This window comes from Salipiger marinus (assembly GCF_900100085.1).
GTDB classification, from domain to species: Bacteria; Pseudomonadota; Alphaproteobacteria; order Rhodobacterales; family Rhodobacteraceae; genus Salipiger; species Salipiger marinus.
In genome coordinates this window covers 180,084-205,288 of record NZ_FNEJ01000003.1, presented here as the reverse complement: position 1 = coordinate 205,288, position 25,205 = coordinate 180,084, and the positions used below count along the sequence as shown (strand labels likewise).

25 protein-coding genes, 1 tRNA gene and 1 pseudogene are annotated in these 25,205 nt (G+C 65.7%); 14 read left to right on the top strand and 13 right to left on the bottom strand.

Annotation, left to right across the window (positions count from 1 at the left end):
* Positions 1-208 precede the first annotated feature (208 nt).
* Positions 209-1,270 (top strand): Mrp/NBP35 family ATP-binding protein, encoded by a 1,062-nt coding sequence (locus tag BLR51_RS04650; protein ID WP_089844432.1) that lies wholly within the window; start codon positions 209-211, stop codon positions 1,268-1,270.
* Between the two features lie 106 nt (positions 1,271-1,376).
* Here BLR51_RS04650 and BLR51_RS04645 read toward each other — a convergent pair whose 3' ends face one another.
* From BLR51_RS04645 to BLR51_RS04630, 4 genes are read right to left on the bottom strand one after another with little or no spacing between them, the layout of a single operon-like run.
* Positions 1,377-2,498, bottom strand: coding sequence for a DNA polymerase III subunit delta' (locus BLR51_RS04645; protein WP_089844430.1), 1,122 nt, complete (start codon positions 2,496-2,498; stop codon positions 1,377-1,379).
* Positions 2,495-3,124 (bottom strand): dTMP kinase, encoded by a 630-nt coding sequence (tmk, locus tag BLR51_RS04640; RefSeq protein WP_089844428.1) that lies wholly within the window; start codon positions 3,122-3,124, stop codon positions 2,495-2,497. The genes BLR51_RS04645 and tmk overlap by 4 nt, the downstream gene beginning before the upstream one ends.
* Positions 3,121-4,296, bottom strand: coding sequence for a D-alanyl-D-alanine carboxypeptidase family protein (locus BLR51_RS04635; protein ID WP_089844426.1), 1,176 nt, complete (start codon positions 4,294-4,296; stop codon positions 3,121-3,123). Before BLR51_RS04635 ends, tmk begins: the two co-directional genes overlap by 4 nt.
* A gap of 43 nt (positions 4,297-4,339) precedes the next feature.
* Positions 4,340-5,221, bottom strand: a complete 882-nt coding sequence (locus BLR51_RS04630) for an SPOR domain-containing protein (RefSeq protein WP_089844424.1) — start codon at positions 5,219-5,221, stop codon at positions 4,340-4,342.
* Between the two features lie 456 nt (positions 5,222-5,677).
* Between BLR51_RS04630 and BLR51_RS04625 the strand changes: the two genes are divergently transcribed.
* Positions 5,678-5,767, top strand: a tRNA-Ser gene (locus tag BLR51_RS04625).
* Between the two features lie 732 nt (positions 5,768-6,499).
* Here the strand turns inward: BLR51_RS04625 and BLR51_RS04620 are convergent.
* Entirely contained in the window at positions 6,500-6,787 is a 288-nt protein-coding gene (locus tag BLR51_RS04620; protein ID WP_089844422.1) for a hypothetical protein, read from the bottom strand.
* Between the two features lie 137 nt (positions 6,788-6,924).
* Here BLR51_RS04620 and BLR51_RS04615 point away from each other — a divergent pair, with 137 nt between their 5' ends.
* Positions 6,925-7,740: a hypothetical protein gene (locus BLR51_RS04615; RefSeq protein WP_131821786.1), complete on the top strand. Its 816-nt coding sequence runs from the start codon at positions 6,925-6,927 to the stop codon at positions 7,738-7,740.
* 64 nt (positions 7,741-7,804) lie between these two features.
* Here the strand turns inward: BLR51_RS04615 and BLR51_RS28115 are convergent.
* Both BLR51_RS28115 and BLR51_RS04605 read right to left on the bottom strand, forming a co-directional pair.
* Positions 7,805-8,034 (bottom strand): annotated as a pseudogene (locus BLR51_RS28115) (integrase core domain-containing protein); the annotation flags it as partial.
* Between the two features lie 132 nt (positions 8,035-8,166).
* On the bottom strand, positions 8,167-9,060 hold the full coding sequence (locus tag BLR51_RS04605) for a LysR family transcriptional regulator (RefSeq protein ID WP_089844417.1): 894 nt from the start codon (positions 9,058-9,060) through the stop codon (positions 8,167-8,169).
* 336 nt (positions 9,061-9,396) lie between these two features.
* Here BLR51_RS04605 and BLR51_RS04600 point away from each other — a divergent pair, with 336 nt between their 5' ends.
* The 3 genes from BLR51_RS04600 (at position 9,397) to BLR51_RS04590 (ending at position 11,851) form a co-directional block, all read left to right on the top strand.
* A complete protein-coding gene (locus BLR51_RS04600; RefSeq protein ID WP_089844415.1) occupies positions 9,397-10,488 on the top strand; it encodes an alpha/beta hydrolase in 1,092 nt (363 codons plus the stop codon).
* 131 nt (positions 10,489-10,619) lie between these two features.
* Positions 10,620-10,973 (top strand): cyclophilin-like fold protein, encoded by a 354-nt coding sequence (locus BLR51_RS04595; protein ID WP_207543548.1) that lies wholly within the window; start codon positions 10,620-10,622, stop codon positions 10,971-10,973.
* 128 nt (positions 10,974-11,101) lie between these two features.
* Entirely contained in the window at positions 11,102-11,851 is a 750-nt protein-coding gene (locus BLR51_RS04590) for a carboxymuconolactone decarboxylase family protein (protein WP_089844411.1), read from the top strand.
* A gap of 401 nt (positions 11,852-12,252) precedes the next feature.
* Here BLR51_RS04590 and BLR51_RS04585 read toward each other — a convergent pair whose 3' ends face one another.
* Both BLR51_RS04585 and BLR51_RS04580 read right to left on the bottom strand, forming a co-directional pair.
* Complete coding sequence (locus BLR51_RS04585; protein WP_207543547.1) at positions 12,253-13,350, bottom strand: Acg family FMN-binding oxidoreductase; 1,098 nt, start codon at positions 13,348-13,350, stop codon at positions 12,253-12,255.
* Positions 13,351-13,387: 37 nt separating this feature from the next.
* Positions 13,388-13,801, bottom strand: a complete 414-nt coding sequence (locus BLR51_RS04580; protein WP_242656637.1) for a cupin domain-containing protein — start codon at positions 13,799-13,801, stop codon at positions 13,388-13,390.
* 425 nt (positions 13,802-14,226) lie between these two features.
* Here BLR51_RS04580 and BLR51_RS04575 point away from each other — a divergent pair, with 425 nt between their 5' ends.
* From BLR51_RS04575 to BLR51_RS04550, 6 genes are all read left to right on the top strand, one after another.
* Complete coding sequence (locus tag BLR51_RS04575) at positions 14,227-16,140, top strand: heavy metal translocating P-type ATPase (RefSeq protein WP_089844409.1); 1,914 nt, start codon at positions 14,227-14,229, stop codon at positions 16,138-16,140.
* A 368-nt stretch (positions 16,141-16,508) separates the two neighbouring features.
* Positions 16,509-16,841, top strand: a complete 333-nt coding sequence (locus BLR51_RS04570; protein ID WP_242656636.1) for an ElaB/YgaM/YqjD family protein — start codon at positions 16,509-16,511, stop codon at positions 16,839-16,841.
* 15 nt (positions 16,842-16,856) lie between these two features.
* A complete protein-coding gene (locus BLR51_RS04565) occupies positions 16,857-17,165 on the top strand; it encodes a hypothetical protein (RefSeq protein WP_089844407.1) in 309 nt (102 codons plus the stop codon).
* Between the two features lie 146 nt (positions 17,166-17,311).
* Entirely contained in the window at positions 17,312-17,962 is a 651-nt protein-coding gene (locus BLR51_RS04560; protein ID WP_089844405.1) for a protein-L-isoaspartate O-methyltransferase family protein, read from the top strand.
* A gap of 47 nt (positions 17,963-18,009) precedes the next feature.
* The gene (locus BLR51_RS04555) at positions 18,010-19,404 is read left to right on the top strand and encodes a TolC family outer membrane protein (RefSeq protein WP_089844403.1); all 1,395 of its coding nucleotides are present in this window, start codon (positions 18,010-18,012) and stop codon (positions 19,402-19,404) included.
* 71 nt (positions 19,405-19,475) lie between these two features.
* Positions 19,476-20,174: a hypothetical protein gene (locus BLR51_RS04550; protein WP_089844400.1), complete on the top strand. Its 699-nt coding sequence runs from the start codon at positions 19,476-19,478 to the stop codon at positions 20,172-20,174.
* 102 nt (positions 20,175-20,276) lie between these two features.
* Here the strand turns inward: BLR51_RS04550 and BLR51_RS04545 are convergent, their stop codons facing one another.
* A complete protein-coding gene (locus tag BLR51_RS04545; RefSeq protein ID WP_089844398.1) occupies positions 20,277-20,606 on the bottom strand; it encodes a DUF6280 family protein in 330 nt (109 codons plus the stop codon).
* A 215-nt stretch (positions 20,607-20,821) separates the two neighbouring features.
* Between BLR51_RS04545 and efp the strand changes: the two genes are divergently transcribed.
* The gene (efp, locus tag BLR51_RS04540) at positions 20,822-21,385 is read left to right on the top strand and encodes an elongation factor P (RefSeq protein WP_089844397.1); all 564 of its coding nucleotides are present in this window, start codon (positions 20,822-20,824) and stop codon (positions 21,383-21,385) included.
* 88 nt (positions 21,386-21,473) lie between these two features.
* Positions 21,474-21,947, top strand: coding sequence for a GNAT family N-acetyltransferase (locus BLR51_RS04535; protein WP_089844395.1), 474 nt, complete (start codon positions 21,474-21,476; stop codon positions 21,945-21,947).
* A 4-nt stretch (positions 21,948-21,951) separates the two neighbouring features.
* On the opposite strand, the gene ygfZ is transcribed toward BLR51_RS04535, so the two are convergent.
* From ygfZ to BLR51_RS04520, 3 genes are read right to left on the bottom strand one after another with little or no spacing between them, the layout of a single operon-like run.
* Positions 21,952-22,689 carry a CAF17-like 4Fe-4S cluster assembly/insertion protein YgfZ gene (ygfZ, locus tag BLR51_RS04530; protein ID WP_089844393.1) on the bottom strand — a complete coding sequence of 246 codons (738 nt, stop codon included), beginning with the start codon at positions 22,687-22,689 and terminating at the stop codon, positions 21,952-21,954.
* Positions 22,690-22,744: 55 nt separating this feature from the next.
* Positions 22,745-24,505, bottom strand: a complete 1,761-nt coding sequence (locus tag BLR51_RS04525; protein WP_089844391.1) for an ABC transporter ATP-binding protein — start codon at positions 24,503-24,505, stop codon at positions 22,745-22,747.
* Positions 24,502-25,197: a phosphatase domain-containing protein gene (locus BLR51_RS04520; protein ID WP_089844389.1), complete on the bottom strand. Its 696-nt coding sequence runs from the start codon at positions 25,195-25,197 to the stop codon at positions 24,502-24,504. The genes BLR51_RS04525 and BLR51_RS04520 overlap by 4 nt, the downstream gene beginning before the upstream one ends.
* Positions 25,198-25,205: the final 8 nt, after the last annotated feature.

The following is a 25,205-nucleotide window of genomic DNA, read 5'->3' as shown; positions in this document are numbered from 1 at the left end:
TCTGTTGAGCCATAGATGGGGCATATGCTGCAGTTGCACAATCCCGTTGCTGGGCAATGCCGCTATGCAGCGGATGCATGGACAAAAACGCATCCTTTCGAGCGGAAGCAAACGGTTAAGCGTAAGGATTGGGCGGAACACGGACGAGAATTGCGCGCCACGCAGGGCGACCCTACGTCAGCCCTGCAGTAGAGGAAGGGAAGAACCCATGACACAATTGTCAGACGCTATCAGAGAGGTGCTTGCGGGCTTCGATCTGCCCGATGGCGGCACGCTGATCTCGCGCGACATGATTCGTGCGCTCACCACCGAGGACGGCCATGTGCGCTTCGTGATCGAAGCGCAGAGCCCCGACATCGCCCGGGTCATGGAGCCGATGCGCGCCGCCGCCGAACGCGCCGTGGCGGCGCTGCCCGGGGTCGCCACGGTCAAGGTGGCGCTCACCGCCCATTCAGCGCCCAAGGCGCCGTCGCTGAAGATCGGCGGCCACGCGCAACCGCAGGAGGGCCGCATGGCGCCGCCGGGGGTCAAGCGCCTGATCGCCATCGGCTCGGGCAAGGGCGGCGTCGGCAAGTCCACGGTGTCGTCGAACCTTGCCGTGGCGCTGGCGCGGGCCGGCAAGCGGGTGGGGCTGCTCGATGCCGACATCCACGGCCCGTCGCAGCCGCGCATGTTCGGCATCTCGCGCCGCCCGGCCAGCCCGGATGGCAAGACGATCATCCCGCTCTCGGCGCATGGCGTCACGCTCATGTCCATCGGCTTCATGCTCCCCGAGGACAAGGCGGTGGTCTGGCGCGGCCCGATGCTGATGGGCGCGCTGCAGCAGATGCTGATGCAGGTGGAATGGGGCGAGCTTGACGTGCTGCTGATCGACCTGCCGCCGGGCACCGGCGACGTGCAGCTGTCGCTGGGCCAGAAATCCGACCTGACCGGCGCCATCGTGGTCTCGACCCCGCAGGACGTGGCGCTGATCGACGCCAAGAAGGCGCTCGATGCTTTCGCCACGCTCAAGGTGCCGGTGCTGGGCCTGATCGAGAACATGAGCACCTTTCACTGCCCGAACTGTGGGCACGAGGCGCATATCTTCGGCCATGGCGGCGTCGCCGCCGAAGCCTCGCGGCTCGGCCTGCCGGTGCTGGCCGATCTGCCGATCGATCTGGACACAAGGCTGGCCGGGGATGCGGGCACGCCGGTGGCGCTTGGCGAGGGTCCGATGGCGCAGGCCTATGCCACGCTGGCGCGGCGGATGATCGACACCGGCGTGGTCTGACCACAGTCCCGCGCCCGGCGCTTCCAGCGGCCCCAAATATCCCGGGGGAGCCCCCGCAGGGGGCGGGGGCAGAGCCCCCGTCCTGCCCCGCCGCCACGGGCCCGGCTCAGGCGGGTTTGCGCCACTGCAGCAGCAGATCCAGCACCAGCGCCGCCGGATCGACATTGACGGCGCGGGCATGGCGGGCGCGTTCGCCCGCCTCCTGCGCCAGCTGCGCCCAGGCCCGGCCCGCCGCGGCGCTGGGGGCCAGACGGCGCAGGATCTCCGCCTCGCGCGGGGCGGCTTCCACCTGCGGCCCGGCCCCGGTGACCCCGGTGCGCGCCAGCCGCGCCATCAGCCGGTCGGTCAGGGTCAGCAGCTGGTCCAGCCGCGCCTCGTTGCCGCGCCCGGCGGTGGCCTCGCCAAGCGCCATGGCTTTCTGCCGGTCAAGCCGGGGCAGGCTGTCCGCGAGCGCCACCAGATCGGCATAAAGCTTCAGCCCGTCCTGCCCCAGCAGCCGCAGCGCCTCGCCCACCGACCCGGCGGACAGCTCCGCCAGCGCCGCAGCCTCCTGCGGGGCGACCTCGGCCCCGGCCTGTGCCAGCGCCTGCGTCATCTCTGCCGCATCGAGCGGCATCAGCCGCAATTCGCGGCAGCGCGAGCGGATGGTGGGCAGCAGCCGCGACGGCTGGTGGCTGACCATCAGCAGCGTGGTGCGGGCGGGCGGTTCCTCCAGCAGCTTCAGGATGGCATTGGCGGCGTTGGGGTTCATCTCGTCGGCGGCATCCACGATGACCACGCGCCGCCCGCCATCGGTGGCCGAGAGGGTAACGAACCGCTTCAGCGCGCGCACTTCTTCGACGGTGATGACGCCGCGCAGCCGCTTGGTCTTGTCATCCCAGCCGCGCCGCAGCAGATGCAGGCGCGGCTCTGACAGGGCGCGCAGGCGATGGATCACCGGATGATCCGGCGCCACGTCCAGACTGGCGGGCGGGGGCGGGGCGCCGAACAGCCCGTCCTCCTCGGCCGGATCCGGGGCCGTCAGCAGAAAGGCGGCGATGCGCCATGCCAGCGTGGCCTTGCCCACGCCGCGCGGCCCGCTCAGCAGCCAGCCATGATGCAGCCGACCCGAGGCGAAGGCGGCCAGAAAATCCGCCTCGGCGCGGGCCTGACCATAGACCCGCGCGGTGTCGCGCGGATGCGGCGCGCCGTCGACGCGGTCGGCTTCGGGCTGATCCTCGGCGCTCATGCCGGGTGCCGCGCGTCAAGGCTGGCGCGGATCTCGGCGGCCACCACCTCGGGGGCGCGGGCGCCGTCGATGACCACGACGCGCTGCGGAAATTCCCGCGCCAGCGCCAGAAAGCCCGCACGCAGCCGCTGCTGCAGGCCAAGGCCAAAATCCTCGAACCGTTCCTCGGCGGTGGCGCGGGCCTTGGCGCGGGTCAGCGCCGCCTGCGGATCCATGTCGATGAGAAAGGTCAGATCCGGCTCCAGCCCGATCATCAGCCGGTGCAGCGCATCCACCGTGCCGCGCAGATCCTCGCGGCGCAGGCCCTGATACATGCGGGTGCTGTCGGCGAAGCGGTCGCAGATCACCGTCTGCCCCGACGCCAGCGCAGGCCGGATCGTGCGTTCCAGATGGTCGCGCCGCGCGGCGGTGAACAGCAGCAGTTCGGTTTCCGCCGACCAGCGGTCCGGCGCCCCCTGCAGCACCAGCGCGCGGATCTCCTCCGCCCCCGGGGAGCCGCCGGGCTCGCGCGTCAGCACCACCTCGCGGCCCCGGGCGCGCAGGCTTTCGGCCAGATGCCGCGCCTGCGTCGACTTGCCGGACCCGTCGATGCCCTCGAAGCTGACAAAAAGCCCAGGGGCGGTCACATCGCCTCCGGCTCGGGGGCAGGCTCCTGCAGGCGGTTCACCAGCACCGAGCTGACGGTCATCATGCGCTTCAGGAACCCGCCCGAGGGCACGTCCTCGGCAGCAAACAGCGGCACGCGATGTTCGGGCAGGCCTTCGGGGCGGATGATCAGCTCGGCCAGCTGCTGGCCCGCCGCGATGGGCGCGCGCAGCGGTCCGGTATAGACCACTTCGGCGCCAAGCTCGGTGCCCGGCGTCACCGGGATCAGCAGATCCACATCCTCGCGCGCCACCAGCCCCACGCTGTCCTCGTCGCCCAGCCAGACCTGCGCGCGGGCGATCTCGTTGCCCTGTTCCACCAGCTTGCGCTCGGCGAACTGCCGGAAGGCCCAGTTGACGATGGCCTCGCTTTCCTCGGCGCGGGCGCGTTCGCTCTCCAGCCCGGAAATGGCAAAGATCACCCGGCGCTCGCCCTGACGGGCAGAGCCCACCAGACCATAGCCCGCCTCTTCGGTATGGCCGGTCTTCAGCCCGTCGGCGCCGATGTCCAGCGCCAGCAGCGGGTTGCGGTTGTTGACGTTGGAAGGCGCGCGGCCATCAAATTCGAAGCGGCGTTCGGCGAACATCGGATAGAATTCGGGGAAATCCTCGATGATGCGCCGCGCCAGCAGCGACAGATCCCGCACCGACATCACATGCCCGTCGGCGGGCCAGCCAGAGGCGTTTTCGAACTGCGATCCGGTCATGCCAAGCTGCTGCGCGCGGCGGGTCATCAGATCGGCAAACCCTGCCTCGGTGCCGTTGGGCGACAGCGCCTCGGCGATCACGGCACAGGCGTCATTGCCCGACAGCACGATGATGCCGCGCAGCAGATCCTCCACCCGGACCCGGTCGGTGGTGTTGAGAAACATGGTCGAGCCGCCATAGGACATGGCGTGTTCCGACACTGGCAGTTCCTCGTCGAGCTTCAGGCGGCCATCGCGCACCGCCTCGAAGGCCATATAGAGCGTCATCAGCTTGGACATCGACGCGGGCGGCAGGCTTTCATCGGCGTTCTTGGCCAGCAGCACCGTGCCGGTGGTATAATCCAGCACGAATGCGGCGCGGGCGCTGGTGTCGAAGGCCTGCGCGGTTCCTGCCATCAGGGCCAGCGCGGCGGCGCCCATCAGGCAGCGGCGAAGGGATCGGATCATGCGGCAGCTCCTCTGCGTCTGGCCCCGGGTTGCGGCGGGGGCGTCAGTTGGTGACGGCATAGGCGTCGGTAAAGCCCGCCTCCTTGATCTTGGCAAGCACGGCGTCAAGGTCGGACTGGGTCTGTGCGGGGCCGACCAGCACGCGCCAGAAGGTCTTGCCCGAGCTTTCCTGACGGCGCACCTCGGGAACCATGCCGGCCTGCCGCATGGAGTCGGCGGTGTTTTCGGCGTTCTGCTCGACGCTGAAGATGCCGATCTGCACATAGGGCCGCGCCAGCGCGGAGGCGGGACGCGGGGCAGGGGGGGCGGCCACGGGCGGCGGTGCGGAAAGGTCGGCAGCCTCCGGCGCGGTCTCGGGGGCAGCGGCGGCAGGGGCCGGATCCAGCGGCGCCTCGGTCACGTCGGGGGCTTCGGGCATGGCGCCCTCGCCAAGGCCAGCGGCGGCGGGCAGGGTGGCGGGATCCTCCGCCGTCTCCTCGCGGCGCAGCGCCACGACATTCAGCTCGACCGGCTGGCCCGCCAGCATGCCGATGGCGGCGGCGGCATCCGAGGACACCTGCAGCGCGGGGCCGGGGCTCATGCGTTCGCGGCGGAACAGCGCGCCAATGACAAACTGACCGTTGCTTTCGTTGCGGATGATGACCCGCTCGGGCTCGGTCACGTCGGGATGGGCCACCCAGACCCCGCCCAGCGACGGACGCCCGTCCCAGAGCCCGGCTTCGGTCGCCTGAAAGATCTCGGGGGCTTCGATGTCGCGCTCCACCATGCGCGGCACCTGCGGTCCCTCGGAGGTGGCAGAGGATCCGCCGCCCTTCAGGAAGCCGGGCATCTGCCCTTCGGAGCAGCCGCCCAGCAGCGCCAGCGCCAGTGCCAGACAGGTGCCTGCGCGCAGGCCTGCGCGTGCGGTTCCGTTGCTTTCGACCATGTGTCACCCCCTGCCTGAACCGCGTCCGGACGGGGCCTCGCGGCCTTGCCCGGATCGCACCGCCGGTCTGCGCCGGTCTTTGGACGTCGTTGATCCGCGCCGTGCCGATTGCCTCTGCGCACCCTGACCGGGCCCGCTTTTGCGCGCAGAGTAACGGCTGGCCCGCCCCAAGAAAAGACTGCAAACTCCGCATGCGCGGATTTTCCCGTCTGCCCGCAGCGCCACGGCTTTCGCCGGAACGGCCTGCCGGGAGAGCCGTCTGCCTTGCGTCTGCTAGGCGGCCTGAGGCACGCTCCGCAGCCTGCTCCGTCCCCACAGAAGGCCGCCCCGCCCGCAGCCCCGCCTGCCGCCCGATTTTTGCGCCATTTTGTGCGACAGAGATTGCCCCACCCCCGCCCAAGCCCTTGGCCCCGCGCCAGGATGTGCTATAGCGCAACGCCAGCCGAGAGGCGAAGCGGATGGGTGGCCGAGTGGTTTAAGGCTCTAGTCTTGAAAACTAGCGTGCGGGGAACCGTACCGTGGGTTCGAATCCCACCCCATCCGCCATCATCCCTGTTGCGAACACGGACAGGCGCCCCATGCGGCGCGGAAATAGTCGTGTTTTCAAAGGGCTTTGCCTCCCCCATGCGAACCTCTGAGACCGCGCGCCAAGCCCATTCCCGGCTCTGAACGGCGCTCCGTCTCTGTTCGAGCGAACCTCGCCGTTTTCGGTTCCTTTGTGTAACCGGACAGAAACATGGGGATCTCTGAGGCCTGAGGCTGGAAAAGCCGTCGCTACCTGTCGTCAGGTGTCGCAAGCCGTCGGAGCCTTGTAAATAAGGGCTTTTACCCCGCAGAAGGCGTCCGTTGAGCCTTGACCTGCCCCAGAAGTCACATTGCATCTCGTTTGAACTGAGGGGGTACGCGGACCGCGATGTTGGTTCCTCTACATCCACCGTAAACCCGCTTTATCCGCGTATCTCCTTATTTTTATGGCTTCGGTGCCTATCGGTTGGCCGAGCAAGGATCCTTGAACGTGGAACTGATGCAAACCTTTTCGAATATGGTTCAAAGTCTTTTTTTCAATAGCTTGAATGCCGTCAACTTCAGAAGGGAACTCGCATCTTCGACGATTAAGGGCGTTTTCTTGGAACTTAGCGACTCGACAGTTCAAAGTTATTATTTATCAATATGTTAATTTAGACTTACCCAAGTCTCTGTAGATCAAGCCATGCACAAACCGCAAGTGTGTGTGGGCGTGTCCAGGACTACCCACACACACTTTTACGCGTCCTCAGTTCACCCGATCCCGTAGGCCGAGGCGAAGAAGGCATCGACGCGTGCCCGCTCTGCTGCGGCGGCGCTGGCCAGCAGGTCGATGTCCCAGATCATCAGGTCGGAGATGTGGCCGCTCCAGAGCCCGCTGCCGGGGGTGGCGCCCAGCACTGTGGCGCTGCTGACGGTCGGATCGCTGCCGGTGCCCGCAACCGCCGCGCCGCCATTGACGGCGATCCGGGTGTAGCGGTGCGCCAGCTTCCGGATCGCGGCGTGACAGCTTCCGGGGAGTAAAGTTTCAAACAGCTGCATATGGAGTGGCGCGTGGTGAATACGCTTAACTAGCGTTCGGAAGTTCAAATGCACCGCAGGATATTTCGTCGTCGCTGATCGTAACACAGGACTGGACTCGCCTCACCTGCATTGTTGATATCTTGGAGGAGAGCATCATGAAGTTTGGGGGCAGAGTGAAATCGTTGATCGATGAGAGATTTTCCGCCGCGCAAGACAGTCTAGACTGGGCAGTCGAGGCGATTACCGAATTCGCGCAAGAGTGTGATGCATTTTTCACCCGAGATGGCGTCGCGGAATTGACTGCCGTTCCTGAGGCTGACCCTGAGTGGACAAGTTTGAAAATACGCCTGTTGGCGAAAATTCCGAGCAAATTGAACCGCCGCGCAAGCGAGGCTCTCGTCAATGCTAAAGCAAGTCTAGACCAAGCAACCCGCGCGGCGAGAGACCTGACAACCGGTGTCCACAAGAGTATGGCCTATTTCCCTTGGAGCATGACGCCAATTGACTTGAAGCGACTGCTTGAGAACCGCAAGATACACCCGGAGCTTTGGGATGTGTTCGCCAAGCATGAACCGTATCCAACGTCTGCACTGCACAGTGGTGGCAATGATGTTAGGCGTGCCATCGCTCAGATGATTAATGACCGCCATACCGTCGGGCTTGGTGCAAATGTAGCAGTTGATTGTGCCGTATATAAACGTTTGATCAATGTGTCGGGTCAAACCGAAATCCCCGCCCTTAACTGGGACAGAGTGGCGAATGAAGCAACCCTCCTCCGCTACACGGGCGAAACGACTATCGGGGGTAACTTTATGGTCTACTGGAGCATGGTTTTTTGTGACGATCACTTCCCTTTACCTGTCAAGGCTGTGGAAGCCATGTCTGACTTTGCAGGTATGGCCCAAAGCGTCATCTATGATCTGAAAGCGAAGTGCGAAGAATTTGTCCGCGAGAGCCCAACTGCGGAGTAGTGAACTTATATTGCTATGAGCGTTTTTTGATATGTTCCACATTGCGCCCTTGCCCAGCGTGCAATCACGCTCGGCTTAGCCCAAGCCACTGACTTACCCCCCCGGTCATCCCTCGTTCATAACGAGAGTCCTTGGGGTTGATAGTGGTCGGCTTCTGGGCAAGCGCGCTGGACGCGGAGCCCCCAGATTGCTCAAGCGTCCGGCGCGCTTCTGCCGGGGTTTGGTTCCCCAGCGATGAGTGTGGCCTGATCTGGTGTAGTCGTATCGCCACAGGGCCAGCTTGCGGCGGGCGTCGGCAGCCCGGCATCCTGCTCTTTGATCATCCAGATGAGTTGCGCATCAGTGAAACGGCTTTTTCTCATGTCGTCTGCTCCTTCACGGTTGGGCTGATTCTACATCAGACTGAGGGAATTTCCGGGGGGCAGGTCATCCCGCGTAACGAAGCGCGTCGACAATGACCCTGAAGGCCGGAAGATTTTGCCGCCGACTGGGGTAGTAGATGAAGTATCCGGCGAAGAAGGGCGACCAGTCGTCCAGAATCTGAACAAGATCTCCCGCCGCGATGTGCTGGACGACCGTATCCTCCGGAATGTAGGCGATGCCGTAGCCGTTCAGCGCCGCATCGATCATCGCGTGCGAGGAATTGAAGGCGAGTTGACCATCGACCCGGACCCGCAGATCCTGCCCATCCTTTTCAAACTCCCAGGCGTAGAGCCCGCCGGCCCTGAGGTGCCTGTGGTTGATGCAGTTGTGACCGATCAGCTCTTCGGGGTGACCCGGCGCGGGATGCATCTTCAGATATCCGGGTGACGCAACCGCCACCAATCTCCAATCCGGGCCGATCCGCACCGCGATCATGTCTTTCTCGACACTTTCGCCAAGGCGAACGCCCGCATCGAATCCTTCCTCGACGATGTTGCGAAAGCCGTTGTCGATGTTCAGCTCGAGCTTGATGGCCGGATATTCGAGAAGCACAGGCCTCAGCTTGGGCCAGACGTAGCTCTGGAGCGCGTGATCGGACAGCGTGATCCTGATGGTCCCCGCGGGCTTGTCGCGAAGCTCCGTCAGCAACGCGATTTCCGCCTCGATCTCTTCTACGCGCGGCGCCAATGTCTGGCGCAGGCGTTCTCCGGCCTCCGTTGGCACGACGTTCCGTGTCGTGCGCGTCAGGAGCCGGATGCCCATCTGCGTCTCGAGGCGCTTGATGGTATGGCTGAGCGTGGACTGGGCGATGCCGAGCTTGGCAGCGGCGCGCGTGAAGCTGCGCTCCTCGGCGACAGCCAGGAACCACAGCAGGTCGTTGAACTGTCCTTTCGGCATGTGCGTGCTCCCTGATCACCGGCATATTCATGTGCCAGGTCGATTAATGCAATCGTATTTGCCCGCCTAATCCATCTGTCCGGCACCTGCTATTTCTGCCCCATCAAAAGCCGGCTCTGCAGCCGGAAGCGAGGCGCAGAATGTCCACGACACTCAGAGCAGAACCAGCCCATACGCGCTCCGCCTGGACGGGCATCATCTTCGCCGGCCGGTTTCTAGCATATTCCTGATCGTCACGGCCGCGCCCGCCATCGCGCGCGGAGAATTCGGCGGGTTTCGACCTGCCGCGCGTCCCACCACCACAATTGAATCACTCGCTTGAAGGAGCAAGATGTCATGACTGAAGGAACTGTTCACACTTCGAACGATCTGCCCAACGCGGGTCGCCGAAGCCTGCTGATGATGACCGGAGCGGGTCTTGCCGCCGCAGGCCTTGTCTCTCTGGGCTCCGCGCCAGCTCGGGCGCAGGCCAGCGGCGACTGGGACAAGACGTTCCCCCGCAGCGAAGCCGTGACCCATGAGAAGGTCACCTTCATGAACCGCTACGGCGTCACGCTGTCCGGCGACCTCTACATACCGGCTGACCGTGGCAATGCCCGGCTTCCTGCGCTGGCCCTTTCCGGGCCGTTCGGTGCCGTCAAGGAACAGTCTTCCGGACTCTACGCGCAGACCATGGCCGAACGCGGCTTCGTCACGCTCGCCTTCGATCCGTCTTTCGTCGGAGAAAGCGGCGGCGGGACGCATGCCGTGGCTTCTCCCGACATCAACACCGAGGACTTCATGGCCGCCGTCGATTATCTCGGCCTGCATCCTTCCGTCGATCGTGAGCGCATCGGCCTTCTGGCGGTCTGCGGTCTTTCCGGCATGGCGCTGAATGCCGCCGCCGTGGACAAGCGCGTCAAGGCCGTCGCAGTTGCCAGTATGTATGACATGTCGCGCGTGATGGCGCGTGGCTACTATGACAGCCTGACGCCCGAGGCCCGCGCGGAGATGCTGGAGCAGATGAGCCGGCAGCGCTGGGCTGATGCCGAAGAAACGACGCCCGCACTGGCCGGCGGTCTGCCCGATACGCTGGACGGCATCGATGACCCGGTCGTGACCATGTACTGGAACTACTACAAGACCGACCGCGGTTTCCATGCGCGTTCGCTGAATTCGACCACGGGCTGGACCGTAACCAACGGCTTCTCGTTCATGAACATGCCAATGATGACCTACATCACTGAAGTCTCGCCGCGACCGATCTTGCTGATTGCCGGCTCCGAGGCGCATTCGCGTTACTTCAGCGAGGATGTCTACGCCGCGGCAGCCGAGCCGAAGGAGCTGATGATCATCGACGGCGCCGACCATGTCGATCTGTACGATCGGAGGGACGTGATTCCGTTCGACCGGCTGGCCGAGTTCTTTGGCGAGCATCTCGCGGCCTGAGCCATGCGAGAGGGCCCGGCGCGAGAGCGCGGGCCCCATGCCCACTCAAGATAGCTGAAGGGAGGCACGTCAACATGTGGACATCAACACTGGGCGCTGCCGCTTTCGGCCTGGGATTGTCTGGAGCTGCCATGGCACAGGAACAGATTCGAATTTCGTCAGACTGGGGCGAGGTGACCGCCACGCTTGCCGATAACAAGGCCGCCCATGCCTTGCTGGAGATGCTGCCGCTGACCATCGACATGCGCGACCATCTTCGCCAGGAAAAGACAGGCCACCTGCCGTCTGACTTGCCCGAACTGACGCGACAGCGCGACTTCTCGACCGGCACGCTCGGTCTGTGGAACTCCAATCACGTCGTGATCTACTACAGCTCTGGCAGCGTCCCGGCTCCGGGAATCATCATCCTCGGGCAGATCACGGGCGATGTGTCGGTCTTCGATCAGCCTGGTAACGTCACTGTCGAACTGACCCGTCTCGATTGAACCCGCGGCTGCGCGGACCGCTCCACAATCCCGCTGCGGTTCGGACGGCGGTCCGCCGTTTCATGCCAGATTCCAGGTCCAACTTCTTCGGCCTGCCGGCAGAACGCTCACCACACCAAGGATACCTGATGAAGTTTATCGCACCCCTTACCGTCGCCCTCAGCATGTCCGCTGGAGTCGCCATGGGCCAGACCGACGTGACCAGCCGGGTATCGCCGGCGCTCTCGCATTACAACTCCTCCGTCGTCGAAGAAGACGTCTGGCAGAGGCATGACCTTTCCGCCCGCGACCGCAGCGTGGTGACCGTCGCCACCCTGATTGCGCGGCAACAGACAGCGCTGATGCCGCAGGAGTTCTCGCGCGCGCTGGAGAACGGCGTCACGCCTGCCGAGATGTCAGGGGTCGTGACTCATCTGGCTTTCTACTCGGGGTGGGGGAACGCGGCGGCCGCGGCTGAAGCGCTGGCGCCAATCTTTGAGGCGCAAGGTGTCGCCGCGGACAGCCTGCCCGGCGCAGATGTCGACCTGTTGCCGCTGGACATGGAGGCCGAGAGCGCGCGCGAGGAGAATGTGCAGGCCGATCACGCCGAAACCGCCATTGGCGTGGTCGATTACACTCGCGAGACGCTTTTCCGCGACCTCTGGCTGCGCCCGGACCTTGCCCCGCGCGATCGCAGCCTGATCACCGTGACCGCGCTGGTAGCCTCGGGACAGAGCGAGCAGGTGCCGTTCCACTTGGGCCGAGCACTGGATAACGGCCTGACCCGGGACGAGGCATCCGAAGCTCTGACCCAGCTCGCCTTCTACGCTGGATGGCCGCGCGTGTTTTCGGCGATGCCCGTTTTCCGCAACGTCTTCGATGCCCGCGCGGCAGACTAGCGGGCCGCTTATGAACGAACCTAACAGATCGAAGGAGAACCTGATGAAGAACGTCTTAATCGGAGCCTCTGCAGCGGAGGAAATCCGCGAGGCGCATGGCAAGGACCAGCCGGGTGTGCGGGTGAGGTGTTGCTGTCCTTAACAGGTCGGCCAGCCCTCCATTTGGTGCGCGGTGGACTGGCGTTTGTGATTGGCAATATTCAGGCAGCTTCCGCTGCGTCACGTTCCGGCAAGTCGGAACCTTCGTCATCTTGCGGAACGTCCTCTCCCTCTTCGGGTGCTGCATCGGACGGTTGATTGAGTGACCGGTTGCAAACCCTGTTGTCCGGCGCGCGGCAGATGTCGCGGTTCTGGTCGGTATACGCTTGGTTCACTGACAGCCCGAACTGCCGCCTCGCCTCTCAAACCATCACCGCTTCGACCGGCCTGCGCGCCGACATTGGCATTGCGGGCGCCCGTCCGAAGCGCATCACGATATCGGGTCTGCGCCCTGGCAGACCGACCAGTGCGGCGAGGTCAGCCCGCAGGGCGGAAACCTCGACCGGCTGATTTATGTATGCGGTCTTCAGCCCCAGGGCGGTCGCCTGCAAGGAAAACCGCTGGCAGGCGCGACCGGCTTGCACCCAGTGTTCGGGCTCGTCCCGTGCCGACACGAACACCGCGACCCCGGAGGAGGTGGCGATCTGGCGGGCGTATTTCGCGTTCTCCGCCCTGGCGGTGAACACCATGTCGAAGAGGCGCGGCGCCAGCCAGTCCGGCATGGCGGGGTTGCCGCTGGCTGCGCTGTAAAGGCCGTCGCCCGGTGTCATGGCTGCTGCCGGGTTGAACCGCAGCCAGTGCATCAGTTCTGCCACGAAGGCCGGGTCGGCCATCTGGGCGCTGTTGCCCGCGATCACGAGGTCGCGCAGTTGCTCGATCTGGCCGCGTTCGGTGATCAGGATCAGATCGACGCCCTCGACCGCTGCTGCCGTCGCAAGCTGCGACAGGTCGGCGGCGCTGACCGCACTGCCGTCATAGTCGGATCGCGTGGACTGCCGCAGCGGAATCGCGCCGAAGAGGGCCGTATCGACGACAGGTGCACTGCGCAGATCGACGCGCAGCTTGCCGCCGCCCTCCGGATCGAAGGCAATCTCGCCCGATTGCCCCCGCGCGCGTGCGGCAAGCGCGAGGTTTTCCGCCGCGCATCCGAGGCTTGCAAAAAGATGGTGATCGTCGGGGTCCACAACCGGGGTCCGGCGGGTGAAATCGGGCAGGATCTCGATGCCCTGTGCATCCGGGCGGAACAGCCAGGGCTGGGTGTTGTGTCCGTTTGCGGCCAGCGTCGCATAGCGGATCAAATCGCGGCTGGTGGCCGGAACGGGCAGGGGGGCCCGCAACCCCGCTGCGTAGTCAGACATGTCCGCCGCCGCCCGCCTCCGTTGCCAGCCTGCCCAAGCGGCGCCGCCAAGGGCCAGCGGCCCGAGGCCGCCACCGATCAGCAGGGATCTGCGCCGCATCATGACACCGCGCCTGTGGCGCAGGATGCGAGGGGCGCCATCATTCGGTTGCCCCGCCATCGAAGGCCTCATGCGAAGCCTCGGCCTCGGCCTTGGTCTTCTGAACCAGATGGTCCATGTGTTCCGGCGGGCTGTAGAGCGTGTAAAGATGCAGGGGCTTTTCGCCCGTGTTGGTCACGTTATGGACCGCCCCGGCGGGCACGATGACGCAGTCGCCGCCCTTGACCTTGTGGGTCACGCCGTCGATCACGGCGGCGCCTTTGCCTTTCTCGATGCGAAAGAACTGGTCATGGGTCGCGTGCGTTTCCGCGCCGATGTCCTGCCCCGGTTTCAGCGTCATCAGCACCAGTTGCAGATGCGCGCCAGTGTAGAGAACCTGCCTGAACTTTTCGTTCTTCTCGGCAAGCTTCTCGATATCGGCAACATAGCCTTTCATCGCGGTCTCCTTTTCCATGCCTGTCTCTGGCCGGGTCCGGCGGGACGCCAGCGCGCGTGCAGTAAAGGCGCGATTGGCCGCGCCGTCCCTGATGCACATCAATGCAGGTGCCGGTCCATCGGGTCACAGTCGGATCAGGCGCCGCATGCGGGGCGTGGCGCGACACGGAAGGGAGACCCGATGCCCAAGGCGACACCCGCAGGGCAAGTCCGTGCCGGGCGCGGCGCGGTGTGCCATGGCGCAGGGCATCCGCCTGCGCCTCACGAGGCGCTGCTGGCGCCCCGGCCTGCCGAGGCGGGAGGCTGGGATTTGCCGCGTGGAACTGACTTGAACGCTCTCGTCCTTGATCGTGTGGGCGCTCTGCCTCGCGAGACGCGAGCGGGACGGCTGTGTGATCCCCGACCAGCCCCCGGGTGCGGGATTGCTGCAGGGACAGGCCCCGGATGATGGCCTTGTTTCATGATCGCCTGAACGTTGCCCTGCTGGGTCTGGCCCTGCTGGGTCTGGTGTCCGGCCTTGTGTTCTGGCTGCTGGGGGAGCCGGGCTTTGCCGCGATCGCGTGGACGGCAGGTGTCATCCCCGTCCTTGCGGCGCTTTGCGTCGAAATCCTGCGCAGCCTTGGGCAAGGCGAGGTCGGGCTCGACATCGTGGCGGCGCTGTCGATGTCGGCAGCCCTTCTGTTCGGCGAGACGCTGGCGGCGGCGGTGGTCGCGCTTATGTATTCGGGCGGCACCTTCCTTGAAAGTTTCGCGCAGGGCCGTGCCCGGCGCGAGATGAGCGACCTTCTGTCCCGCGTGCCCCGCACCGCCACCCGCCACCGCAATGGTGCGCTTGACGAGGTGCCTCTGGCTGACATCGCCCCGGGCGACCTGCTGCTGATCCGGCAGGGCGACGTGGCGCCGGTGGACGGGACGGTAGAGAGCGCGGGCGCGATGCTGGACCAGTCGGCGCTGACCGGCGAGTCGATGCCCGCTCGGCTGGAGCAGGGGCAGGCCGTCATGAGCGGCTCCACCAATGCGGGCGAGGCGTTCGATCTTCGGGTCACGCGGCGTGCTGCCGACAGCACCTATGCCGGGATCGTCAGGCTGGTCGAGGCGGCGCAGGAATCCAAGGCGCCGATGGCGCGGCTGGCCGACCGGTATTCGCTGCTGTTCCTGATCGTGACGGTCGCGCTGGCGACAGCCGCATGGTGGTTTACCGGCGATCCGATCCGCGCGGTGGCGGTTCTGGTGGTCGCGACACCCTGTCCGCTTATTCTTGCCGTGCCGGTGGCGCTGGTGGCGGGGCTGTCGCGGGCGGCGCATTTCGGGGTTCTGATCAAGGGGGCGAAACCGCTCGAGGCGCTGGCCCGGATCAGGACGCTGATCCTCGACAAGACCGGGACGCTGACAGAGGGGCGGCCACAGATCGTGTCGGTCAACCGGCAGGGGGACCTGTCCGAAGAGGAGATCCTGTATTTCGCCGCCGCGCTCGATCAGGCATCGAAACATCCGATCGCTCAGGCGGTTGTCGCGGCGGCGCAGGCGCGTGGTCTCGCCCTGCCTGTTCCCGAGAGTGTCGTGGAGACGCCGGGCGAAGGCGTTGCAGGCAGCGTCGACGGACGACGGGTCGTTGTGGGCGGCGCGGGTTTTGTTGCCGCGCAGACCGGTGTGGCCACCCCGGAAGGCACGGTCCTCACGGCGGGGTCGGTGGTCGTGTCGCTTGCCGTGGACGGCAGGTTGGCGGGTCATCTGGTGATGGCTGACGCGCTGCGTGCTGGCACGGCTGACCTGCTGGCGGGGCTGCGCCGGTTGGGGATCACGCGCATCCTGCTGGCGACCGGCGACCGCCGCGCCGTCGCCGAGGCGGTGACGGAGGGGCTGGGGCTCGACGCTGTCCGGGCCGATCTGACCCCCGATCAGAAGGTGCGTCTGGTTGTGACAGAGCGCAAGACCGGCCCGGTCATGATGGTCGGCGATGGCGTCAACGATGCGCCAGCGCTGGCGGTCGCGGATATCGGCGTCGCGATGGGGGCGCGCGGGGCGGCAGCTTCGGCCGAGGCGGCGGATGTCGTGCTGCTGGTCGATCATCTGGACCGCCTGTTGCCGGGGATCGAAATCGCGCAGAGGTCGAAACGCATCGCGCTTGAAAGCGTCGCGGTCGGGATCGGTCTTTCGGTGCTTGGCATGGTGGCGGCGGCTTTCGGATACCTGACACCCGTGCAGGGCGCGCTTTTGCAGGAGGTGATCGACGTTGCGGTGATCCTGAACGCCTTGCGGGCGCTGAGGATCGTGCCCGGGCAGACAGGTCAGGGCGCGGGCAGTCCGGCCGATGCAGCAGCGCGCCGCCTGCCGCGGCCCAAATCGACCGCCGCATAGGTCGAAGGGATCCGTCAGATGAGCAGGCTCTCTGACATGCCCGAGGCGGAGCTGGAGGACCTGACCCGTGACTGTCGGTTGGGCGGGGGGCCACCCATTGGCCACAGCGTTGTGGCACCGCTGGTCACTGGATCTTATCCCTGCGCTGGCTTGGCAAATTTCTTGCAAGGGCTCCTCAAAGCCGGGCAGGTTCAGGGCAGGTCAAGGGCTGCGCCGGGCCCGCAGCGCCGCAGTTTGCTGCGGCCGCTCTTCTTCTGGAACCTTTTGGGCGGGGGCCGCGTTTGTCTACGAACACTGACCTAGGACAGGAGTGGATCATGGCTGCGACCGCATCCAAGACCGAAAATGGTTCTGCAATGGAGAAAACTGTGAGCAAGGATACCGACGCCGTCAGCGATCAGATCGCAACCCTGCGCGCCGATGTGGCCGCACTGACCGAGCTGGTGGGAGAGATCACCTCGCGTCATGGTCGCGAGGCGCGCAGCCGCGTCGATGCCGCCGCGCATGATCTGAAGGACCGCGCCAACCACGCGGTGCATGATGCCCGCGACCGCACCGAAGAGGCGCTGCGCGAGGCAGGCCGTCGCGCCGCCGAGTTCGAGGACAACACCCGCGGCTCGATCCAGAGCAATCCGTTTCAGGCGGTGGGCATCGCCGCCGCGGTGGGGTTCCTGATGGGCTATCTGGGCTCGCGGAGGTAATCCGGCTTGCTCGGAATGATCGAAGCACGGCTGCGCGCGGGCCTGACCCGCGCCTGCCGCAATCTTGCCGGGGCGGTCTGCCTGACCGTCGCGGCCATTTTTTTGACTCGCGCAGCGTGGCTGTCCCTTGCCCTCTCTTATAACCCGCAGACCGCCGCGCTGGTGGTGGGGCTGGTCTATCTGGTGCTGGCGCTGCTGCTGTTCTTCATCCCCGTGCGCCGTCGCGTGCCCGTGGCTGCCGCCCCCCGCGCCACCTCCATGGCTGCGGTGATCGACGCGTTTCTGGCCGGGCGCAATGCCGGGCGGGCGATGCGGGACGACTGAAATCTGCCCTGTCGGGGGCATGGCGCGGATGTGTCCGGATCACACCCGCGCCATGCCTTTTGATTTGTCGCTGTCGGGTCATTGCCCCACCCGCGCAAGTGTGGCACAACCTCTTCCATGGAAATCTGAACGGAAGAGTTTAGCAGATGACCGATTTCGCCATGCTGCGCCGCATGATGGTGGACACGCAGGTTCGTCCTTCGGATGTCACCAAGTTCCCGATCATTGATTCGATGCTGCGGATCCCGCGCGAGCAGTTCGTGCCCGCGGAATTGCGCGATGCCGCCTATGCCGGTCGCAATGTCGACCTCGGCGGCGGTCGCGTGGTGCTGGACCCGCGCACCTTTGCCAAGATGCTCGACGCGCTGAACCTCGGGGCCAATGATCTGGTGCTCGATCTGGGGGCGGGGCTGGGCTATTCCGCCGCCGTCATCGCCCGCATCGCCGAGGCCGTGGTTGCGGTCGAGGATGACGAGGCCCGCGTCACCGAGGCGCAGGGCCTGCTGAGCGATCATGCCGACAATGTGATCCTGCAGACCGGTCCTCTGGCCGAAGGTGCGCCCCAGCACGGCCCCTATGACGCGATTCTTGTCGAAGGCGGCGTGCAGGCGCTGCCCGACACCATCGCGGCCCAGCTGAAGGAAGGCGGGCGCATCGCCTGCATCTTCATGGAAGGCGCACTGGGAACGGTGCGGGTCGGCTGGAAGATCGATGGCGCCATCAACTGGCGGTTTTCGTTCAATGCCACGGCGCCAGTGCTGCCGGGCTTTGAACACAAGACGGAATTTGCCCTCTAGGCGCCAACGGCACCTTGAGGGACAGAACAGGCCAGAGAGGGCAGAGCATGGCGCGCAGGACGCTGAAGGGAATGATCGCGGGGGTCTGCCTTGCGGCGGCATCCGTGGGTCCGGTCACGGCCGAGACGCTGGCAGAGGCGCTGGTCGGAGCTTACAACACCAGCGGACTTCTGGAACAGAACCGCGCGGTGCTGCGCGCCGCAGACGAAGACGTGGCGCAGTCGGTGGCCGCGCTGCGCCCGGTCATCGCATGGAGCAGCGACGTCACCCGCAGCTTCAGCGACACCCGCAGCGCTGCCACGCTGAGTTCGGTCAGCAATACCGCCAGCCTTGGCCTGTCCGCGACGCTGACGCTGTTTGACGGCGGCAACAACCGCCTGTCGCTGGAAGGGGCCAAGGAATCCGTTCTGGCCACCCGCGCCGCACTGGTCTCGATCGAGCAGGAGGTGATGCTGCGCGGCGTTCAGGCCTTCATGGAAGTGGTGCGTGCCACCGAAGCCCTGCAGCTGCGCCAGAACAACGTGCGCGTCATCGGCGAAGAACTGCGCGCCGCCGAAGACCGGTTCGAGGTGGGCGAGGTGACCCGCACCGACGTGGCCGCCGCAGAGGCGCGTCTGGCCGAGGCCCGCGCGCTGCTGGCCTCTGCCGAGGGCTCGCTCGACATTGCGCGCGAGGAATATCTGGCGGTGGTCGGGCGCTATCCCGGCACTCTGGTCGAACCGCAGGCCCTGCCGACGCTGCCCGCCAATGTCGAGGCGGCGAAGTCGCAGGCGCTGCGCAACCATCCCGACATGTCGCAGGCCCAGCATCAGGTGACCGCCGCCGAAATCGGCATCGCCATCGCCGAGGCGGCCCGCCGCCCCACGGTGTCGCTGCGCGGCAGCTACGGGCTGGACGAGAACTTTGACAATGACAACCGCCAGATCGGCGGCACCATCGGCCTGCAGGCCGAAGGCCCGATCTATAGCGGCGGCGCGCTCAGCTCCTCGCGGCGTCAGGCGATGGCGGTGCGTGATCAGAACCGGGCGCAGCTGCTGCAGGTGTCGCAGATCGTGCCGCAGAACGTGGGCACCGCCTATGCGCAGCTGCGCGTGGCGCGGGCCTCGATCTCTGCCTCGTCCGAGCAGGTGCGTGCCGCAGGCGTGGCCTTTGACGGCATCCGCGAGGAAGCGACTCTGGGCGCCCGCACCACGCTGGACGTGCTGGATGCGGAACAGGAACTGCTGGACGCGCGCAACGCGCTGATCTCTTCGGAAGTGGACGAGACCATCGCGGCCTATACCGTGCTGGCCACGCTGGGGCTGCTGACCGCAGAGTCGCTGCAGCTGAACGTGCCGCGTTACGATCCCGCCGAATACTACAATCTGGTGAAATCGGCCCCCGTGCAGTCGCGGCAGGGCGCCGATCTGGACCGCATCCTGAATGCGCTGGGGCGCGAATAAGCCCTGCCACGGTCTGTTGTCGGGGTGAGCCGCTCGGGCTACACTCCGGCAACAGGCAAGAGTGGTAAAAAATGTCCGACCCCGTTACCAAAGTTGAAATAGAGGACGTGCTGTCCTCGATCCGGCGACTCGTCACCGAAGACATCCGCACCCGTCAGCAGGCCCAGTCCGCCCCCGCCGAGGGGCGGCTTATGCTGACCCCGGCGCTGCGCGTGGCGGAGTCCGCGGCCGAGTCCAGGCCCGAACCCGCCTCCCGTCCCGCGCCGCTGCGCCTGCACACGCCCGTGGCGGTGCCGGACAGCGCCCCGGCAGACGCAGCCCCCGAGCATCAGCCCGAAAGCCCGGCAGACCAGCCGGACATGGCCCGCAAGCTGGCCGAGATCGAATCCGCCTTGGCCCGCCGCAGCCTTGCGTCAGAGACCGGGGCGGAGGCGCCTGCCTCCGAGGAAGAGGGGCCAGCGGCCTTCATCCGCCATGCGTCGGCTCCGGCGCCCAACGAGCCTGTGGCCACAGCAGACAGCCTGCTGGAGGCCGATCCGGCGGAGGAGGCGGAGGAGGGGCAGCTCTCCCTTGGCAGCGCGGATGCGGTCCGCGCGGATGCGCCGCCGCTTGATCTGTCGCAACTGGACGAACAGGCGCTGCGGGCGCTGGTGACAGAGATTGTGCGGCAGGAACTGCAGGGTGCGCTTGGCGAGCGGATCACCCGCAACGTGCGCAAGCTGGTGCGGCGCGAGATTCAGCGCGTGATGACCACTCAGGATGTGGACTGACGCTGACGCAGCGGCAGAGGATCATGGTCCAGAACGTCGAAGGCGCGCTCCGCAGGGAGCGCGCCTTCGACATGACGGGCCAGAGCGGCCCGAGGTTCCTGATCAGGCAGCTTCGGCCTGATCGGCAGAGGCGGCAGCGTGACGGCGTTCGCTTTCTTCGCGCGACAGCGCGACAGAGGTGCGAACCCCCTTGGACACGAACTCCATCAGACCGGACACAACCCGTTCGTTGGGGTCGATCCCGGCGCAGGACAGAACCTCGCGGCCATCCCGCGAGCGCGCCCAGCGGGCGATCTGCTCGGGGCCATTGCCGTATTTCTTGTCATCAGCGATGGCATCGTCAAGCGCAGCCAGAACCACGGCGGCAAAAAGCTTCCGCGCGCGGTTGCCTTGCTCGGCATTATAGGCTGTGCTGTCCACGAAATCTTTCATGTTTCGACCTTAGATTATTGCTCTTGTGTTTTCCGGCGTGTGGCGCGTTATGGACCATTCAAACCGATTCGGATACACCACAAGTGCATAGCACGTTTGCGCTCCCCGCATATCTCTGGATGGCTTGAACACGAGATATCGTTGTCTTGCACGGGTCCGACCAGCCAGATATAGGAGGCACCAAAATCCCTTCAACCTTTCTTCAAGGTTTATCCATGCCCAAGATCAACGGTAACGAGATCCGCCCCGGCAACGTGCTGGAGCATGAAGGCGGCCTCTGGGCCGCGGTAAAGGTCGATCATGTGAAGCCCGGCAAGGGCGGCGCTTTCGCCCAGGTGGAACTGCGCAACCTGCGCAACGGCACCAAGCTGAACGAGCGCTTCCGCTCCGCCGACAAGGTGGAACGGGTCCGGCTGGAACAGAAGGACATGCAGTTCCTTTACGAAGAAAACGGCCAGCTGATCTTCATGGACACCGAAACCTATGAACAGGTGCAGCTGCCCGCCGAGATCCTTGGCGAACGTCGGCCGTTCCTGCAGGATGGCATGACCATCTTCGTGGAATTCCACAACGAAGAGGCGCTGAACGCCAGCCTGCCGCAGAAAGTCACCTGCAAGATCGTCGAGACCGAGCCGGTGGTCAAAGGCCAGACCGCCGCCAACAGCTTCAAGCCCGCCGTGCTCGACAATGGCGTGCGCATCACCGTGCCGCCCTTCGTGGCGCAGGACGAGCTGATCATCGTGAACACCGAAACCATGGAATATTCGGAACGCGCATAACCCGCGCGCCGACATTCTGTCCCCGTGCGATCCGGGGGCAGCGACGGACGACCAAGGCCTCCGGCGCCCAGCCCCGGAGGCCTTTTTTATGATTACGCCCTGCACCACATCCGACATTCCCGCGCTGGCGGCCCTGCTGCGCGGGTTGCAATCCCATCACGCCGCGCATCTGCCGCAGCGGTTCCATGACCGTGCCACCGAGGCCGATCTGCGCGACGTGCTGCACGACGCGCTGTCCGAAGGTGCCGAACTGCTGGCCTATCGCGTCGAGGGCGTGCCGCGCGGCTATCTGATGTGGCGCTGGCGCGAGCGGCCAGCATCCGCGCTGGAACATCCGGCGCGGCTGGCGCAACTGGACCACATCTGGACCGATCCGTCATGGCGGCGGCGCGGCATCGCACGACGGCTGATCGCGGCGTTCGAGGCGCGTGCGGCAAGGAGCGGGGCAACAGGCTGGATCGTCGCCCTGCACAGTTTCAACGCCGCCTCGCGAGGGCTGATGGCGGGGGCAGGGGCGCAGCCCTCGGTGGAGGTTCTGGAAAAGCGCCTTGCCCCCGTTTAGGGGCTCAGGGCAGGCGGCGCAGCACCGCGTCGCCCGCCGTCATCTCGCCCTCGGCGCGGTCGAAGCGCAGATAGGCGATGCCCTGACCGTTGGCCTGCGTGTAAAGCGTGCCCGCGACCTTTGCGCCCGCCATGATCTCGGTGCCGACGGGGGCGCTGCCCTGCACCTCGACCAGCGCCAGACCCTTGCGCAGTTCGGTCTTGTGCTTCATCCGCGCGGTGACCTCCTGCCCGACATAACAGCCCTTGCGGAAATCCACGCCACCAAGCCGTTCGAACCCGGCTTCAAGGATGAAGGTGTCCGGGGTCAGTTCCACCCCGCTCTGCGGCACGCAGGCGGCGACGCGCAGCGCGTCCCAGTCGGCGGGCTGCGACGGCTGGCCATCATAGCCGCGCCAGCCAAGGCTGGGGTGGCGCGGATCGGCAAAGGCGCCCTCGGGGGCGGGGCCGGTGCCTTGGCTCACGGTGATCTCCGTCGGCTCCAGCGTGACCTTGGCGCGCAGCTTGTAAAGCGACAGCGCGCGGGTCAGATCCTCGGCCAGGGCGGCTGCCACATCCAGCAGGACCGAGCCATCCTGCTGCGGCACAAGGAAGAAATCGGCGCGGTATTTGCCCTGCGCGGTCAGCATCGCGGCATAGACCAGCCCGTGTTTCAGCTGCGCCACGTCATTGGTGACGAGCCCCTGCAGGAACTCCGCCGCCTCCGGTCCGCTGACGCGCAGCACCGTCCTGTCTTCGGTCATGGGGGCTCTCCGTGCTTTGGTTGCTGCCCTGACTATAAGGGCTCTGCAGCGCGGGTTACAGGGGGGCGTCCGCATCCTCGAACTGCATGGCATGCAGGCGGGCATAGGCGCCGTCGCGGGCGATCAGCTCGTCATGGCTGCCCTGTTCGACCACGCGGCCCTGATCCATCACCACGATCTTGTCGGCATTGCGGATGGTCGACAGCCTATGCGCGATGACCAGCGTCGTGCGGCCCGCCGACAGCCGGTCCAGCGCCTGCTGCACCACCTGTTCCGAGGCGGCATCAAGGGCCGAGGTCGCCTCGTCCAGCAGCAGCACCGGCGTGTCGCGCAGCAGCGCGCGGGCGATGGCGATGCGCTGGCGCTGCCCGCCCGACAGGTTGGATCCGCGCGGCCCGGCGCGGCTGTCCAGTCCCTCCGGCAGGCGCGGCAGGAAATCCGCCACATGCGCGGCCTCCAGCACCTGCTGCAACTCCTCCTCGGTCACGTCATCGCGGCCCAGCAGGATGTTGTCGCGCAGGCTGTCCTCGAACAGCAGCGCGTCCTGCGACACGACCGAGAACAGCCCGCGCAGATCCGCAAGCCGCATGGCGGAGACCGGCACGCCGCCGATGGTGACCTCGCCCTGTTCGGGATCAACAAGACGCGTCAACACGTTGAATACCGTGGATTTTCCCGCGCCAGAGGCGCCGACCAGCGCCGTGGTCTTGCCCGCCTCGGCGACAAAGGAGGTGCCGCGCAGCACCGCAGCCCCGGAATAGCTCAGCTCCACATTGCGCAGCGCGATTTCCGGCACGCCCGAGGGGGCCGGGACGGGATCGGGCGGGTCGCGCAGCTCTGGCGTGGTTTCCAGCAGTTCCTTGATCCGCTCGATCGAGGCGGCGGCGATCTGCCAGCTGCCGCTGACTGCGCCCAGACGGCGCAGCGGCTCGAAGGCAAGGCCGATGGCGGTGAAGAACGCCATGAAATCGCCCACGGTCTTTTCGCCGGAAATGATCTCTCCGCCGCCGTAAAGCAGCACGCCCAGAATGCCGACGCCCGACATGATGTCGATGAGCCCGGGCAGCGCCGCCTGTCCCATGCTGGAATTGACCGTGGTGCGCACCCGTTCGCGGGTCAGGCGGCGGTAGCGCCCGGCCTGATAGGCTTCCAGCCGGTTGAGCTTGACCGGCACGATGCCGTGAAAGATCTCGTTGAGCCGCGTGGACAGCCCCGCCGAGATGTCGCGGGCGTGGCGGGCATATTTGCGCACATAGCGCTGCAGCAGCACGGTGGGGGCGATCATCAGCGGCACGCCGACCAGCGCCACCAGCGTCCAGCGCCAGTCCATGCCGATGGCGACCGCAAACAGCGCCACCAATGCGATGGCATCGCGCCCGGTGCCGGTGATGAGAATGCGCCAGACCTTGTTGATGGCGTCCACATCGCCTTCGACCCGCTGCATCAGATAGCCGGGCCCGTGTTTCTGGTGAAAGGCGCCGTCCAGCGTCATCAGATGCGCCAGCAGGTCGTTGCGGATGTCGGCCACGGTCAGCTGCGACACGCGGGTCAGCAGCACCTTCTGCACGATGCTGGCCAGCGCGCGGGCCATGAAGATGCCGAAGATCGCAAAGCCCACCCAGATCAGCGCGGATTCCGACCCGCCCACCAGCACCTGATCGAACATCGGCTTCATCATGTAGCTGAGAAAGCCGAACATCGAGCCTTCGATCATCATGAAGAAGAAGGCCACCGCGATCTGCCCGCGATAGCGCCACAGGTAACTCCACCAGAGCCAGCCAAGCAGGGAGCCGGATTTGCGGGGGGGGCGGGTCACGCCAGATCTTCCGGCGGGCGGCGGGCATCAAACCCGGCCTGCAGCGCCTTGTCGTCATATTCGGTGCGGATCCACGCCTCGAACGAGATGGGATCGCGGCGGTTGCGCGCGGCATAGGTGTCAAGGATGTAGCCCTGAATGCCGGTCTTGGTGAATTCCAGATGGATGTATTTCAGCCCCAGCTGCTTGCGCGCCTCTTCCACCGGCACGCCCTCGAACACCATCAGATAAAGCGCAGAGGCAAAGCCCGCCCGGTCCGCGCCGGATTTGCAGTGGAACATCAGCGGCTTTTCGGCGGTGCGCAGCGTGTCGATCAGATGCACGATGCGGTCGCGCTTGGGCGCCATCCGTGCCCAGAGCTTGGCATGCAGCAGGGTCAGCCCCAGCTTCTCGCAGCTTTCCTTCTCGAACAGGTAATGCGAGAATTTTTCCTCGCCGCGCAGGGTGATGACGGTCTTGATCCCCATGCGCGCGTATTTTTCGAACCGGGCATGGGTGGGATGGTTGGACCGCCAGACCCCGGGCGCCAGCTGAAAGAAATTGGTCCAGACCGTGCGCAGGAAGGCATGGTCGAACACATGGTAATGCAGCTTTGACAGCAGCCGCGCGCCGGGCGTCGAGATATCCGTGCCAAAAGACCGGCGCAGGCGCCGTTCCGCAGTCTCGATGCGTTGCCAGAGTGTCTTGAGCATCCGCTCCA

Bases quoted from the DNA above. Each gene is read 5' to 3' on its own strand.
- BLR51_RS04605 (WP_089844417.1), bottom strand. From the start codon at position 9,060: ATGCCGAAAGGACAGTTCAACGACCTGCTGTGGTTCCTGGCTGTCGCC.
- BLR51_RS04615 (WP_131821786.1), top strand. From the start codon at position 6,925: ATGAAGTTTGGGGGCAGAGTGAAATCGTTGATCGATGAGAGATTTTCC.
- BLR51_RS04535 (WP_089844395.1), top strand. From the start codon at position 21,474: ATGATTACGCCCTGCACCACATCCGACATTCCCGCGCTGGCGGCCCTG.
- BLR51_RS04565 (WP_089844407.1), top strand. From the start codon at position 16,857: ATGATCGAAGCACGGCTGCGCGCGGGCCTGACCCGCGCCTGCCGCAAT.
- BLR51_RS04590 (WP_089844411.1), top strand. From the start codon at position 11,102: ATGAAGTTTATCGCACCCCTTACCGTCGCCCTCAGCATGTCCGCTGGA.
- BLR51_RS04620 (WP_089844422.1), bottom strand. From the start codon at position 6,787: ATGCAGCTGTTTGAAACTTTACTCCCCGGAAGCTGTCACGCCGCGATC.
- BLR51_RS04635 (WP_089844426.1), bottom strand. From the start codon at position 4,296: ATGATCCGATCCCTTCGCCGCTGCCTGATGGGCGCCGCCGCGCTGGCC.
- BLR51_RS04645 (WP_089844430.1), bottom strand. From the start codon at position 2,498: ATGAGCGCCGAGGATCAGCCCGAAGCCGACCGCGTCGACGGCGCGCCG.
- ygfZ (WP_089844393.1), bottom strand. From the start codon at position 22,689: ATGACCGAAGACAGGACGGTGCTGCGCGTCAGCGGACCGGAGGCGGCG.
- BLR51_RS04600 (WP_089844415.1), top strand. From the start codon at position 9,397: ATGACTGAAGGAACTGTTCACACTTCGAACGATCTGCCCAACGCGGGT.
- BLR51_RS04575 (WP_089844409.1), top strand. From the start codon at position 14,227: ATGATGGCCTTGTTTCATGATCGCCTGAACGTTGCCCTGCTGGGTCTG.
- BLR51_RS04585 (WP_207543547.1), bottom strand. From the start codon at position 13,350: ATGATGCGGCGCAGATCCCTGCTGATCGGTGGCGGCCTCGGGCCGCTG.
- BLR51_RS04520 (WP_089844389.1), bottom strand. From the start codon at position 25,197: ATGCTCAAGACACTCTGGCAACGCATCGAGACTGCGGAACGGCGCCTG.
- BLR51_RS04555 (WP_089844403.1), top strand. From the start codon at position 18,010: ATGGCGCGCAGGACGCTGAAGGGAATGATCGCGGGGGTCTGCCTTGCG.
- BLR51_RS04595 (WP_207543548.1), top strand. From the start codon at position 10,620: ATGGCACAGGAACAGATTCGAATTTCGTCAGACTGGGGCGAGGTGACC.
- BLR51_RS04545 (WP_089844398.1), bottom strand. From the start codon at position 20,606: ATGAAAGATTTCGTGGACAGCACAGCCTATAATGCCGAGCAAGGCAAC.
- BLR51_RS04580 (WP_242656637.1), bottom strand. From the start codon at position 13,801: ATGGAAAAGGAGACCGCGATGAAAGGCTATGTTGCCGATATCGAGAAG.
- BLR51_RS04550 (WP_089844400.1), top strand. From the start codon at position 19,476: ATGTCCGACCCCGTTACCAAAGTTGAAATAGAGGACGTGCTGTCCTCG.
- efp (WP_089844397.1), top strand. From the start codon at position 20,822: ATGCCCAAGATCAACGGTAACGAGATCCGCCCCGGCAACGTGCTGGAG.
- BLR51_RS04650 (WP_089844432.1), top strand. From the start codon at position 209: ATGACACAATTGTCAGACGCTATCAGAGAGGTGCTTGCGGGCTTCGAT.
- BLR51_RS04630 (WP_089844424.1), bottom strand. From the start codon at position 5,221: ATGGTCGAAAGCAACGGAACCGCACGCGCAGGCCTGCGCGCAGGCACC.
- BLR51_RS04560 (WP_089844405.1), top strand. From the start codon at position 17,312: ATGACCGATTTCGCCATGCTGCGCCGCATGATGGTGGACACGCAGGTT.